13 protein-coding genes and 1 tRNA gene are annotated in these 13,147 nt (G+C 46.5%); 7 read left to right on the forward strand and 7 right to left on the reverse strand.

From position 1 onward, the window contains the following. Window positions 1-96 precede the first annotated feature (96 nt). On the reverse strand, window positions 97-1,416 hold the full coding sequence (locus ABT58_RS20455) for a peptidoglycan DD-metalloendopeptidase family protein (RefSeq protein ID WP_047876303.1): 1,320 nt from the start codon (window positions 1,414-1,416) through the stop codon (window positions 97-99). Window positions 1,417-2,091: 675 nt separating this feature from the next. Beyond that, complete coding sequence (locus tag ABT58_RS20460) at window positions 2,092-2,292, reverse strand: hypothetical protein (protein ID WP_047876304.1); 201 nt, start codon at window positions 2,290-2,292, stop codon at window positions 2,092-2,094. Window positions 2,293-3,042: 750 nt separating this feature from the next. On the opposite strand from ABT58_RS20460, the gene ABT58_RS20465 reads away from it, so the two are divergent. Further along, on the forward strand, window positions 3,043-3,636 hold the full coding sequence (locus ABT58_RS20465; RefSeq protein ID WP_047876305.1) for a copper resistance protein NlpE: 594 nt from the start codon (window positions 3,043-3,045) through the stop codon (window positions 3,634-3,636). 206 nt (window positions 3,637-3,842) lie between these two features. Here ABT58_RS20465 and ABT58_RS20470 read toward each other — a convergent pair whose 3' ends face one another. From ABT58_RS20470 to ABT58_RS20480, 3 genes are all read right to left on the reverse strand, one after another. Continuing rightward, the gene (locus ABT58_RS20470; protein WP_047876306.1) at window positions 3,843-4,997 is read right to left on the reverse strand and encodes a YcbX family protein; all 1,155 of its coding nucleotides are present in this window, start codon (window positions 4,995-4,997) and stop codon (window positions 3,843-3,845) included. 121 nt (window positions 4,998-5,118) lie between these two features. Next, window positions 5,119-5,553 carry a thioredoxin TrxC gene (gene trxC / locus ABT58_RS20475; protein ID WP_047876307.1) on the reverse strand — a complete coding sequence of 145 codons (435 nt, stop codon included), beginning with the start codon at window positions 5,551-5,553 and terminating at the stop codon, window positions 5,119-5,121. 141 nt (window positions 5,554-5,694) lie between these two features. Then, the gene (locus ABT58_RS20480; RefSeq protein ID WP_047876308.1) at window positions 5,695-5,892 is read right to left on the reverse strand and encodes a hypothetical protein; all 198 of its coding nucleotides are present in this window, start codon (window positions 5,890-5,892) and stop codon (window positions 5,695-5,697) included. 405 nt (window positions 5,893-6,297) lie between these two features. Between ABT58_RS20480 and ABT58_RS20485 the strand changes: the two genes are divergently transcribed. Together ABT58_RS20485 and dgt are read left to right on the forward strand one after the other, a co-directional pair. After that, window positions 6,298-6,388, forward strand: a tRNA-Ser gene (locus ABT58_RS20485). 395 nt (window positions 6,389-6,783) lie between these two features. Then, on the forward strand, window positions 6,784-8,247 hold the full coding sequence (gene dgt / locus ABT58_RS23845; protein ID WP_047876309.1) for a dGTPase: 1,464 nt from the start codon (window positions 6,784-6,786) through the stop codon (window positions 8,245-8,247). Window positions 8,248-8,507: 260 nt separating this feature from the next. Here the strand turns inward: dgt and ABT58_RS20495 are convergent, their stop codons facing one another. Beyond that, window positions 8,508-8,987, reverse strand: a complete 480-nt coding sequence (locus tag ABT58_RS20495) for a peroxiredoxin (protein WP_047876310.1) — start codon at window positions 8,985-8,987, stop codon at window positions 8,508-8,510. A 356-nt stretch (window positions 8,988-9,343) separates the two neighbouring features. Between ABT58_RS20495 and ABT58_RS20500 the strand changes: the two genes are divergently transcribed. Continuing rightward, window positions 9,344-9,793 carry a hypothetical protein gene (locus tag ABT58_RS20500; RefSeq protein ID WP_047876311.1) on the forward strand — a complete coding sequence of 150 codons (450 nt, stop codon included), beginning with the start codon at window positions 9,344-9,346 and terminating at the stop codon, window positions 9,791-9,793. Between the two features lie 82 nt (window positions 9,794-9,875). Here the strand turns inward: ABT58_RS20500 and ABT58_RS20505 are convergent, their stop codons facing one another. Then, complete coding sequence (locus ABT58_RS20505) at window positions 9,876-10,313, reverse strand: hypothetical protein (protein WP_047876312.1); 438 nt, start codon at window positions 10,311-10,313, stop codon at window positions 9,876-9,878. Between the two features lie 286 nt (window positions 10,314-10,599). Between ABT58_RS20505 and ABT58_RS20510 the strand changes: the two genes are divergently transcribed. From ABT58_RS20510 to ABT58_RS20520, 3 genes are all read left to right on the forward strand, one after another. Then, entirely contained in the window at window positions 10,600-11,178 is a 579-nt protein-coding gene (locus ABT58_RS20510) for an HD domain-containing protein (protein WP_047876313.1), read from the forward strand. Window positions 11,179-11,440: 262 nt separating this feature from the next. Then, the gene (locus ABT58_RS20515) at window positions 11,441-12,136 is read left to right on the forward strand and encodes a M23 family metallopeptidase (RefSeq protein WP_047876314.1); all 696 of its coding nucleotides are present in this window, start codon (window positions 11,441-11,443) and stop codon (window positions 12,134-12,136) included. A gap of 160 nt (window positions 12,137-12,296) precedes the next feature. Continuing rightward, window positions 12,297-13,109, forward strand: a complete 813-nt coding sequence (locus ABT58_RS20520; protein ID WP_146147254.1) for a hypothetical protein — start codon at window positions 12,297-12,299, stop codon at window positions 13,107-13,109. The last annotated feature ends 38 nt before the right edge of the window (window positions 13,110-13,147 follow it).

Below are 13,147 nucleotides of genomic sequence, written 5' to 3' on the forward strand. Positions count from 1 at the left end.
CACCTTAAGTGAACGGCATTAAGCGCATGACGCTTCCCTTTTTATTTGCATGTTCCGTTCTGAATTATGCGGCTCTAATTTGAACCGCACAGTGGATTAAGCCTCCGGTGTCGCGTTATCCGCTTTCGCGAACAAGCTCTTCTCGTTGCTTTCCCCTTTGTCCATCATGGCGTTGTATTGCGCCACAGACGCTTCAAACTGCTTCTTCTCTTTGCTTGGTACCGAAGAGGCCATTGGGATCTTCGCCGTCAGCGGGTTCACTGGCTTATTACGGATCAGGAATTCATAGTGAATATGCGGGCCTGTTACACGGCCGGTAGCCCCAGCCAGCGCAATGCGTTGACCACGAGAGACCTTCTGGCCTTTCTTCACCAGAATGCGGCTGTTATGCAGGTAGCGGGTGCGGTAGTTGGTGCCGTGTTGGATCACCACATATTTACCTGCGTACGGGTGGCTGACGGTTTGAATAACTACACCGTCACCGGTCGCCAGCACAGGCGTACCCGTCGGGGTGGCAAAGTCTACCCCGTTATGCGGCGCAATACGGCCAGTGACCGGGTGACGGCGCTTAGGGTTAAACTGTGAGCTTACACGGTACTTTTTGCCCGCTGCGTAAGGGTAGCGTAAGAAAGCACGTTGTAAACTGTCCCCGTTGGCATCATAAAAGTTGCCGTCACTGTGCAGGTAGGCAGTTGTGACGGTGCCACGGTTATGAATACGGATCGCGCGGATTTCATGGGTACCCGTGAGTTTGTCATCGACAGACTGGCGAGACACCACGACTTCAAAGTCATCACCGGCACGAATATCGCGGGTAAAGTTCAGCTTGTCTTTAAGCAGGCTGGTGATCTCGTAAATTTCAGTGGCATTCAGGCCGGCTTTTTGTGCCGAAACCGAGAAGCTGCCATGAATTTCGCCCGTCGCGACCACATCGTTCCAGTCGCCCGGAATGCTGATTTCCTGCACTTCAAAGCCCGTGGCATCGGTACGTTGGTACGCGACTTTCTGGGCGCTGTTGAACTCCAGCTCTAAGCGGTCGAGTTGGTTGTTTTGATCGTCCACCCAAAAGCGCAGACGGTTGCCTGGTTGCAGGGTATCGATTTTCAGGTGGTTCAGGTCGGCTTCCATCAGCTGCTGCATGGTGGAATACGGCAAGTTCAGACGGGCAAAAATTTCGCTCAGTGAGTCGCCTTTCTTAATCGTGTAGGCGTAACGTGGCGGATTTACTTCCGTCAGGTCATCGGTCGCTTTTGGCGTCCATGGCGTGGAATTGATGATCAGGTTCAGCGGGATAGCCTGATTCGTTGGCGTATTGTGGGTGATAAACGCGGCCACAGTCAGTAACGACAAGCCTGCGAGCCCGAAATATTTCGGCGACATCCATTTGCGTGCTGCTGCCGATTTTGGAGTAAACATAAAAAAGAACTCGTCGCTTTTATTTTCAGTGCATTCTTAGCGGTCATCGATACCGGCAAAAAACCGGTATCGGTACTTTTCGGTATGTGCGTGAAGCAACATCCCACTTTTTTGTGATAATAGTTTGCCATAGGAAGACACCGGATGGGGGCGAAAGGTTCCTTAAAATGCAAAAAAATAGTGTTATAAGAGAAAAGTTCTTAAATTTGTGATTTAGGTATCGTTTTTCTTGGTTTTTTATTGTTCAGTGCAGTAAAAGCACAATAAAGCCATACTTTACACGCCTCTGACATAATTAATTGGTATGAAATATTGAGATGTTTGTCACTAAAACTGTGTAAAAACAAGGTGTTTGAGTGGGTTTTGGGTGCGAAAAGTGACGTAAATTTGACGAATATTTGGTTACATTCGGAAAAATAATGCGCGTATTGCGCTGTTGACAATGGCTTATCCTTTTCTCCTTTTTCAGCAGTACTTTTTTATGCTCGCTTGCTTAACGCATCTTGTTTAGCGGTATTTTGCCGTGTTGTTTGTCGTTGTCGATAACGTATTCGTGTAACGAGATAACGAGATAACGAGATAACGAGAAACAGGAGAGAAGAGATAGAGAAGTATTGGAGTGTGGCTGAACGCTAAAACAAAAATGGCAAGGTCATGCCTTGCCATTCTCTTTCATCAGATAAAGCGAATTTTAACCGCTTGCAGTTTATTGCTTGAGTCATCCATGATGAACTCGACCAAGCTACCCGATGCCGGTTGACCTTTGGTCATGATGTTTGCGGCAGTAAAGCTAATGTCACCACCCAAATCACATGTGATAAGGCCTGTGTTGTTGACAGGGTTGAAGCTACGGATAATACCAGTTTCTGAATGCATGTTTTATTTCCTTTCTGCACACACGCAACGACCGAGGGCTCAGCCTGGCTGAGTGTTATTCGGTATAAAAGCGTATGTGGCTATCAGTTGAGTACAAATACAATGATGCCGTTCTGTCGAACGCGCGATTGTCTTGCCCGCTAATCCTGTCATTCATTGACGATCCTAGAGGGTACTCATTGACCTTCCTATTGAGCGTCAGGAGCTCACCTAACTCGCTGACTCATCACTGATGATCACTTGCAACTTAGTGAAAACAGTGGAAAAAATAATAGTGATAATCTTCTGGGGAGGGTTACTTACTTTGGCGAGAAGTGAGGTATTTTCCTCGAAAATCATTATAGGTCTGAGTAACAGACCGCTAAACAGTAATCTTAATTGCGTGACTTGTAAATACACTTAATTACAAAAATCTGTGAATTTGATTGGGTTTTTATCGTCGATAGCGGCGTAAAAAGGGGTATCACCCACGAGGAAGGCAAGCAAATGAAGCGGTTAAGACGAGTCAAAGGCAGAGTGAAAAGTGTCAGGCGTTTATTTTTCCAGTCTAAAAATAAAACGATATAACGGTAATTCGTCGTGAAGAAGGCGAAAATACCGATATGAATTGCTGCTATTTTAAACAATATTTATGAAGGCCTGACTAATTACTCACACAACCATGACGTAGGAAGCCGACCTGCCAGCGTAAGATGATGGCATGAATTGAAAGCGTCATCACGCTCAGACAAGTAATGATGAGGAACCAAAATGAAAAAAATCGTACTGATGTGTGCCACCGCTGTATGGCTATTAGCGGGATGTGATCAGCAACCAGCGTCTTCATCGACTGCCGATGCGGAAAAAGCCCCGGCGGCGGTAGCGTCTCAAGAGGCTACACCTGCTAGTGATCATGTTGAAAAGAACGGCATGTTATCTCAGTTAGACCAACCGGCAGATGCGGCGGTGGATAAAGATCTTGTAAAGGATGAAGCAGAAGCCAATGCCGTAGCGGCTAACGAGGCGGTTGATCCTGCCCACACCAGCCAAAATGCGTTGGATTGGAACGGCACTTATACCGGTATTTTGCCGTGTGCCAGTTGCGAAGGGATCAAAACCGAAGTGGTACTGCACAAAGATGGTACATACAGCTTAACGGAAATGTACCTGGGTGAAGCCGGTGACGCGTATGAATATGAAGGTTCATTTAACTGGAATGCTGCCGGCAATACCATCGCATTACCGGGTGTGGGCGAAAACGGTGCGAAGTTCTTCGTGGGTGAAAACCAACTATTCCGTTTGGATCAAGACGGCAACCGCGTAACTGGCGACTTGGCGGAGCACTACATCCTGAAAAAGCAGTAATACGCACGACGTCGTTAAGCAGAAAGACAACAGAGTATTACGAAAGCACAGCGGGGCCGTTTACATCACGGCCCCGCTGTTCTTTTTTGAGGGGAGGGCAATATGGCATTGCTCGAATGCGATTTCCTGAATGCTATTGCCTAAATGCTATTGCTTAAATGCGATGACTTGAAGGTGAGTGGCCGTTAACGACCGACCGCTGACGACTAACGATGCAGCACCACGTCGGTTTGTGGTACGCAGCAACACGCCAGTACCGTGCCCGCTTCACGCTCTTCGTCACGAAGCGCACGTGCTGGTGGTTGATCAACCAAGCCAGAGGCTAAGGTGATTTTGCATGCGCCACAGATCCCTGCGCGACAACGATGCGCGAGCGCTAATCCTGCCGCTTCTGCTTGTTCCAGTAATGAAGACTGGTTGTCGCCTGTGAACTGATCGTCATCAATGGTGATGGTCACCGTTTTATGGGAAGCAGGCGCAGAGGCTGTATTCACGTGGTCGCTAGACGCATCTTGTGACGGCGTGCGATCCGGGTAGTGAGGCGGGGTTTGGTATTCCAGCACCTCAACCGTATCACCGGCACGGATCATCCCTTCATTTAACGCCACCAAATTCTGTCCAAAATACACATCCCCGTTGTCATCCGCGCGGAACGTCAGCAACGTCTGCAAGGGTTCTTGTTGCGGGTTAAAGGTGCCGGTTTTCGGATCCACCGTGGTCAGAATACAGCGGGCGCAAGGTTTGATGTTCTCAAACTCCACCTCACCAATACGGATGCGTTTCCAGCTGTCTTCTGCAAACGGCGTAGTGCCTGATACCACCAGGTTCGTTCGAAACTGCGCCATGGTGTGGGTCATCGGGCTGCGGGCGTTAAGCACTGTTAATGAGGCCTCGCTGATCACCAGTAGGGGATAGCCATCAGCAAAGCTCACATTTTGTTGGATTTTCGGGCGAACACGTTGAGATTGCTCACCGGTAAACAGCAGCTGTACCGGTTCACCAATGATGGCGCTGAACCATGCATCGGCCGCGTCTGTGGTGTGATGCGCCGAAAAGGAATCGCCCCAGACCGTCGCGGGCGCGGCTGTCATCGAGAATTCCGCGTAAGAGAGAGACAGCGGGGCACAATCAGGTGCCGTCACAATCAGGCCGTGTGGCACAATCGAGGCAGTGACATTCACCAGCTGTGGGTATTTACGGGCGGTGATCATTTTGCCGGCAGGCGAGGCAATCATGAATCGGCGATCAAAGCAGATCCCTTGTTTTTCTACCCATGCCTGAGACTGGCTTAAACCCGCGATGGATTTAATGGGAAACACATTGATCTGACTGAGCTGGGCTGGAGATGTAGCGTGACTCACAAGACTCTTCCTTTCTTATTATGTGATGACACGCAGCATAACAAAAAAGGTGCACAAGGCACCTTTTTATTCCACTGCAAAACGTGCAGTGTGGAGAACATCATCTTTATAGGATGAATCGTTATTTGGTCAGCGCTTGGTTTAGCCACTGATCAAACTGGCTTTTTGGTAAGGCGCCATTAATGGTGTCAGCCAGCTGGCCGTTCTTAAAGACCATAATGGTAGGAATACTGCGAATACGGTACTGCGCAGCCAACGCTTGTTGTGCTTCCGTGTCAATTTTCACGAAACGCACGTTACCGTCACGTTCTTTAGCGACATCCTCAAACACAGGGGCAAAACCGACGCATGGATTACACCATGGGGCCCAAAAGTCGACAACCACCGGTTTGTCGCCCTGCAATAGGGTTAGAAAGTTGTCTGTTGTGCCTTCAATAGGCATGCCGTCGAGTAGACGATCTTTACACGCACCACAGGTCGCAACTTCGTTTACGCGTTCGGTCGGAATACGGTTCATCGACTTGCAGTGTGGGCAACGGGTAGTCATTGTGGTCATAGTAAGCGTTCCATATCTGTTTAAGTACGCTTTACTCTAACGACTACCCAGGAAATAAAACAGTCGGAAATTCAGATTGTATTGATAGACAGAATCTATCGTTCAATCCCTCCTCTACGAGGTGATAACAGTCAGCCACAATCAGTGGATAAGCCCAAGTTCTTTCGCTTCTTCAATGGTCAGGCCGCTGGCTCTGATATCACGAAGCATTTCAATACGGCGGCGCGCTTCCGCTTGCTGGCGTTTGTACTGAGAGATATTGGATGCGGTTTCATCTTTGAAGTCCCACTTTGAGGACACATCGGCAATCTCGTTATGGTCGATAGAGTTGATAGACACAATTACCTCCTAAAGAAACCCTGTATCGAATTCCACCTATGTGTATCAGACGAATTTGGTCCCGTTAAGATGTTAAAATCCACTTTGTGACTTGTCCCAAAATTGTGCAATTTCGCGCAAATGTTGCTTTGCACGGGCTACAAACAGGAGTAGTGTTGATGGTTCCCCGCCCTGATAAATGCCCCTTAAATTGCTCAACTTTCATCCACTATAAAAATCCCGAATTTTTGTCTGTCCTGCCATTTTGTTCCCAACGAATGATGCCGAGATAAAAAGTTTACAAACAGCCACTTATGCAACAATCTGCCTTTACTTTGTGCGCGTTGATTTAATCGTGTTCAAACAATCAAGAAACGACAAAAAAGCATTTACAGCCCCGCCGTTGTCTCGTATTATTCGCGGCATGGAGAGATGGCTGAGTGGTTGAAAGCACCGGTCTTGAAAACCGGCATACGTTAATAGCGTATCTAGGGTTCAAATCCCTATCTCTCCGCCACATATTAAAAAGCCGCTGAGAAATCAGCGGCTTTTTTGCATTTGTTACGCGCTAAATGACGGGATTTTGTAAATCCCTCCGTGGATGCACGCCCAGCACTCCGCCATATTCAAAGCCCCGACCACGCGTCCCCGCCGTAATATCTAACTATTGATCCTGTGCGTCCCGTACTTCACTTGAACTGCCGGTTTCTACGCCATTACATCAAACCGTGATATAGAAATGATGATGAAATTGTAGAATGTGATATATCGAATGATTCTTCTTCTGGTTTTCCTGTTTTCAGTGATATCTATCAATATCAATGGGTTATCTTCGATGTTATTATGCACTCATGACAATATGTAGAGTTGTAATATAGATGGATTCTATAATATCAATCAGTTGGAAATAGTATGAATTATAAAGAAAAGCTAAAATCTGATAGATTTCGATCTTCCACAATTGGAGGTCGAGATTTCAACGAAGAAATGGAAAGTGATCGCGGTAGAGCAGTGAATTCTGCGGCAGTAAGACGCTTACAACAGAAGACACAAGTTTTCCCTTTAGAATCTAATGCAGCAGTTCGAAGTCGCTTAACGCACTCGCTAGAAGTTCAGCAGGTCGGTCGTTACATAAGCAAAATTATTCTCAAAGAGCTGAGCAAGCACGGGATTGATCTCGCGGAGCAATCGGAGGGCTTTGTTAGTGCTGTCGAGGTATCATGTTTACTACATGATATCGGTAACCCACCATTTGGGCATTTTGGCGAAGAAGCTATTAATCTATGGACAAAGACCTTTCTTGCTAAATTAATAAATGATGCTTTTGGTGAGGAGCCAGAATGCCAGAAATTAATTAAGGACCTTTGTAATTTTGAAGGTAACGCGCAGGGAATCAGACTACTACATCAAATCCAAGCTTTGAATCTTACATATACGCAATTGGCTTGTTTGGTAAAATATACTAGAGCTGCTTACGAAGATAAGCCTTCTACTGATGATGGATTCTGCTACAGGAAAAAAAAGCCAGGCTTTTACCTAACGGAAGAAGCTCTGTATAAATCTATACAAGAAAAGCTTGGTATTGAAGATGGTGCGAGATTCCCTCTAACTTATATTATGGAAGCTGCGGATGATATATCTTACTGTATCGCAGATGTTGACGATGCAGTCGACAAAGGTATTCTTTCAATAGATAAACTTCATTCTGAAATAGCGAGAATATGGGAATCTTTTCGTGGTAAAGAGGGTGTTGATGATACTGTTGTTGATGAAGGGTACTTGCTAACAATTTCTGAAAAAGCTATGGAAAAAGCCAAGGAGCAGAAATTCAATAGCAACCATGCTTATATTTTGACTCTTCGTACTACTTTAGTTAATGATCTTGCGCACTATGCAGCTAGTCGCTATGTTGAAAACCATGATTTGGTTTTTTCAGGGGCTTTTGATGAGTCTCTGCTCGATGGGTGCGACAAGTATAACCTAGCAACTGAGACTTTAAGGCTTCTATCTGTAGATAATGTATTTAATCACGCTGAAGTAGAAAACTTGGAGTTAAAGGGATATGCCGTAATCTCTGGTTTACTGGAAATCTACTCTCCACTGATCAAACTATCATTTTCGGAGTTTAAGACTTTAGCACAAAGTAACAGATTAAAGAGCCATCCGATTGAAACACGTTTATTTCATAAGCTATCAAGTAAGCATAAGAACACTTACTTTTCGGTAGTGTCCGATCTTTATGACGTAGATACTCCGTCAAATGCTCAGAGGTTAACTGAGATCTATCATCGTTCGAGGTTGGTAATTGATTATATTAGTGGAATGACGGATGGTTTTGCTTTGGAAGAATATCAAAACCTAAGCGCATCGAAGTAATTGATATAACAATCTGTTTAAGAGTGATTCTGGACTTGATCCGTTTTACTGTGCATTGATTGAAGTGCCATAAGATGCTCCCACCCGTTCAGGTGTAGTGCCGACTATACCTGAACATACCATATGCTTTATGTAGACGACGTTATTGTTCGGAGGTTGCATGAGTATCAAAGAATCTGATTGTTAGGTGTTTTGCGAAATACCAAACAACGGTTCAGAACACGACTTTTGCAGCCACATTCTGAACCATCACCCGCTGATTACGCCTTCAACGCCGCCAAAATCGTCTCGGCGTTACTCACTTCAAATTTCCCTGAGGCTTCCACGTTCAGGTGCGTGACCACGCCGTTGTCGACAACCATGGCATAGCGTTGTGAACGGATACCGCCGAAGTTGTCGGTGTCCATTTCAAGGCCGAGGGCTTTGGTAAAGCTGGCATCCCCGTCGCCCAGCATCATAATTTCAGAGGCGTTTTGCGCATCGCCCCATGCATGCATCACAAACGCATCATTCACAGCGACACATGCGATAGCATCGATACCGGCCGCTTTAATTTCATCGGCTAATACCACGTAGCCAGGCAAGTGGGCTTCTGAACAGGTAGGGGTAAAGGCGCCGGGTACCGCGAATAGCACCACGCGTTTGTTTGCAAACAGTTCATCAGTGTTGTGGCTGACCATGCCGCCTTCGCCAAGCTCGCTCAGGGTGGCGGTTGGCAGTGTTTGACCTTTCTGAATCATACTTTACTTTCCTTATTGTCGTGATGTTGAACAGTGTAGTGACTAATAAGCAAAGAGACCACCCAGAGAAAGCAGGGGTATTGCCTGATGCATTCCGCCCAAGCGCGAGAGCATTCAGTACGCCAGTTGTATTCGCCGCATCAGTAGTGTCAGACGTATTGCAGGATTGTTCGATCATCCCTCGCATTTATTGGTGTGATCTCAGCTGTGACCGCAGAAAAGGCGGAGATAACATTGCGACTTGGGTGCCCACTCTGGATACTGGTCATGAGGGATACAAAGCACGTGAATGGATCACAGCTGCCACATACCGCATTCATACGGCAAGCGTGGCAGAAAATACAAGGAGTCAATGAATGAAAACGTACCTGTGGGCAATAATGATTGCCGTGGGCATGATGAGTGCTTTACCGGCAGTCGCAGCAGGGCCCGCGTCATTAAATTTGGGCTATTGCGTGAATGACAACATGACGGGCAAAGAGCGCAAGGCATTGGCGAAATGGGTGTTCTTTGGCATGTCGGTTCATCCGGAAATGTCGCCGTATGCCAACGTTGCCAAAGCGGAGATCAAAAAATCCGATAAATACGTGGCGGCGTTAATTACGCGGTTATTGACGAAAGATTGTGTGAACGAAACCAAAGTGGCTATTCGTTCAGAAGGATCGCTGGCGATACAAGCCGCCTTTGAGATGGTGGGCAGTACCGCCATGCAAGAGTTGATCAATAACCCGGATGTTGCCAAAGCCATGGGCGGGTTTGAGCAGTACCTCAATCAAGCGGATTTTGCCAAACTGAACGAGATGTAACGCGAGCCAGTCGGTTGTGCGTCATTCGGCTTGTCCGTTATTCGATATGACGCGTGACGTACAACAATGGCTGAATGCTTAGTCAGTGAGAGGAAGTATCAGCATCTTCGTTTTGTTTATCTTCCTCACTTCTTTCATCTTTCTTATTTTCTTCATTCTCTTTCTGATGGCGTGACCAGTCTTGTTGCTCACGCATTCTTTCACTGGCTGCTAATAGGGTACAAAACAGGAATAAAATCCCCCACCATATTGCAAAGCACCAGAGAGCGGGTTTGAGAGCTCCCCATGCAGCAATATTGATGCTGTAGTACCAGAATAAACCGGTTGAAACGAAAGGGAGGATAATAAGGCTGACATAACTCGCCAACATTAAAACAAAGACAATATAAAAGACTAACATCCATCTTTTTTTCACTGGGTCGTACCCAATGAAACCCAACCCACAATTTAGCGAGAGCATAAAAACGAAAAACTGTAATACGGTCCAGCCGAGGGCGGCGAAGATGGCAAGCCACTGCATAGTGTTCTCCTTAGTCAGGCGCTCAACATGCATCGCGCAATGCGGTCTGGCAAGGTCAAAATATCACCTTGCGAGAAGGGACAAATTCTTTTCTGTCTGTCTACAAAACAGTGTGCATTTTTGCCAGTTTATTGCGTTGCCAGCATGATGATATTGGAAGAGGGGGTAGCATGTTTATGTTGAGCGGCGACGAGAGACGCTGAAAGCCAAGCGCGACAACAATGGCATACTCGCGACGGCGCGTTTACAATCCGTGTTTATCAATCATGTATTTGTTCAGTGAGTCATGAAACAAGCAGAATTAGTCGGCATCTTGGCATTCCTTAATGGTGCCGAGCAGTTAAAGCAAACCTTACGCTCAGCCCATACGTCGAATGGCCGTCAGGAAAGTACCGCCGAGCATACGTGGCGCCTGTGTTTAATGGTGATGCTGTTTGAAAAGCAGTTCACCGATATCGACATGCTTAAGTTACTGAAGATGTGCATCATTCATGATTTAGGTGAGGCGATCAGTGGCGATATTGCGGCGGTGGATCAAATCGAAGGGCACGATAAAGGCGCACAAGAGCGTATTGATTTATTGCAGTTGATGACTCCGTTACCGCAAGAGCTGCAAGATGAGATCCTGCTGTTATGGGATGAATACGAGCACGCCTCCTCGCCAGAAGCCATGATGGCAAAAGCCTTTGATAAGCTGGAAACCATGTTGCAGCACACGCAAGGCATGAACCCGCCAGATTTTGATTATGGCTTTAACCTCAATTACGGCAAACGCTATACCGACAATACTCCGCTGACGGCACAAATCCGCGCATTGATAGACATCGACACCGCGCGACTGGCCAAAGACAACAGCACGTTATAAGCCCGTCTTATTATTTACGCCGATGTGTGAATCGTCGGCGTATGGTGATCTTTTATTCTTTACCTAACGGTATGCAGGCACTGTGATAACTATCAGATACACAGAAGTGTGATGCATGGCGAAGCGTGATAGTGAGGGTTTGATTTAACTCCGCATAACGTCATCTCCTCTTGTACATTTTTAGCCGTGGATGCATTCCAATATTTGCTGGCGCATGTTGTGTTTATGGATGCAACAAGCAAGGTGATAGAGAGGATAGATCATGAAAACGGCTTATACCATTGCTGCGGTGAGTGTCTTACTCGCGCTGGTGCTCTATGGGAAGTATGAGCAGGATGCCAGGGCACAAGCAGCGATAACCGCGTTACAACAAGAAATGGCAACGGTTGATCAGCAGTTGCTGAGCATTGCGAAAAACACATCCGTTCCTTACCGCATGCCCATGGATAAAACGCCATTACTGCAAGATTACGCCGTATTTAGCGTGGGGTTTCCGGATCATTTCCATACCGCGATAGACTGGCGGGTGCCACACGGAACGCCTGTGTATGCCATTGCAGATGGCATTATTCGTTATGCCGACGTAAAACCGGACTATGCGGGGCTGATGATTATCGATCACCCACAAGATAACCTTTACTCACTGTATGGTCACTTGAGTGCGCCATTGGGGTTGAAACCGGTCGGTCCGGTGAAAAAAGGGGAGTTGCTGGGCTATATCGCCAGCACGAAAGAGGGCTATTTAATCGGCCTGTACGCGCATCTGCATTTCTCGCTTCGTTTGGGGCAATGGGGCGATTATCCCGACACGGGTGAGTCGCGTTGGATGGCCGGTTATGTGGAAAAACACCCGATTTATCACAAGTGGATTGATCCTGAAGCGTTTATTCAATTAACCCAGCAATTACCAGCTGCAATGAATCCAGCAATTAACCAAGAAACACGCACAAAACCCTGATACGCCATAAAAGTATGCACAAAGCCTCATAATTGACCTGTCACATTAATTACATGGAAAGCACGGGTGAGTGTTTATTTTCATTTATCGGCCATTGCATCACAGGCCTGTTCAATGCCATTAATCAGTGAATAGGGACAGTCACGCCATAATGGGTTGTATGAACACACAGCAAGCGGTGCAAAATATGCCAACGAAATTGATGCCAAATGCAGTCATACCAAAGAGCGCAATACAAAAAAAGCGGCAAACAAGGTCGCTGATTACTGCTGTATGGGCAGGAGCGTTAACACTTTCCACATTGTCTTATGCGGGGGATATGCGTTTATCCCCGATGACAATTCGTTCGGGCATCGAGAGCCAAATATCGCTGCAATGGCCACTGGAAAACAACAAGGCCATCTATAACAGCAAGCATTTTAGCCATGACAGTAACTTGGCGGAAAAAGCGGGTGTTTACCTGCCGCAGTATTTCGGCGATTTCGCGGTCAGCGATTATGATGCGAAAAAAAAGCAATTTTTCATGTTGTTTTACAATATGGCGGAAGCACAAACCTGTGATCGTGATTACTTTATTCAGCGAGTAAAACTGACGAAAACTGCTTTTGATATCAACGGTAAAGTGATCAAAAAAGATAAGCAGTATTTAGTGGAGATCATGAAAACCCATGACGGGAAAATGAAAAGAGGGGATCGCCATATTAAGCGCTATAGCTTGAACGGAGCGTATACTCGTCATTTATCGGCACAGCTAGAAATTGGTTGCGGGGAGATCCCAGAACTGACCCCCACCCAAGCATGGCCATTTTCGCCTTCAAAACTGTATAAATTAGCGCAAGATTACTCGTCGCAGCGAGGACTGTATGATCAGATTGATTTTACTTTCTCGTACGCTTATTCATACAGCTTTATGTTTTCAAAAGATGGCAACCATTCCGTCACGTGGCCGGAATTTGTGAATAACGCGATGTAATGCAGATTGTGTGCATAAAAGGGAAACACTGCGTTTCC

It is taken from the genome of Photobacterium aphoticum, from assembly GCF_001029435.1.
GTDB classification, from domain to species: Bacteria; Pseudomonadota; Gammaproteobacteria; order Enterobacterales; family Vibrionaceae; genus Photobacterium; species Photobacterium aphoticum.

Coding starts and splice junctions, on each gene's coding strand:
- ABT58_RS20520 (WP_146147254.1), top strand. CDS start 12,297: ATGAACACACAGCAAGCGGTGCAAAATATGCCAACGAAATTGATGCCA.
- ABT58_RS20510 (WP_047876313.1), top strand. CDS start 10,600: ATGAAACAAGCAGAATTAGTCGGCATCTTGGCATTCCTTAATGGTGCC.
- ABT58_RS20495 (WP_047876310.1), bottom strand. CDS start 8,987: ATGATTCAGAAAGGTCAAACACTGCCAACCGCCACCCTGAGCGAGCTT.
- ABT58_RS20515 (WP_047876314.1), top strand. CDS start 11,441: ATGAAAACGGCTTATACCATTGCTGCGGTGAGTGTCTTACTCGCGCTG.
- ABT58_RS20460 (WP_047876304.1), bottom strand. CDS start 2,292: ATGCATTCAGAAACTGGTATTATCCGTAGCTTCAACCCTGTCAACAAC.
- ABT58_RS20465 (WP_047876305.1), top strand. CDS start 3,043: ATGAAAAAAATCGTACTGATGTGTGCCACCGCTGTATGGCTATTAGCG.
- ABT58_RS20500 (WP_047876311.1), top strand. CDS start 9,344: ATGAAAACGTACCTGTGGGCAATAATGATTGCCGTGGGCATGATGAGT.
- dgt (WP_047876309.1), top strand. CDS start 6,784: ATGAATTATAAAGAAAAGCTAAAATCTGATAGATTTCGATCTTCCACA.
- trxC (WP_047876307.1), bottom strand. CDS start 5,553: ATGACCACAATGACTACCCGTTGCCCACACTGCAAGTCGATGAACCGT.
- ABT58_RS20455 (WP_047876303.1), bottom strand. CDS start 1,416: ATGTTTACTCCAAAATCGGCAGCAGCACGCAAATGGATGTCGCCGAAA.
- ABT58_RS20505 (WP_047876312.1), bottom strand. CDS start 10,313: ATGCAGTGGCTTGCCATCTTCGCCGCCCTCGGCTGGACCGTATTACAG.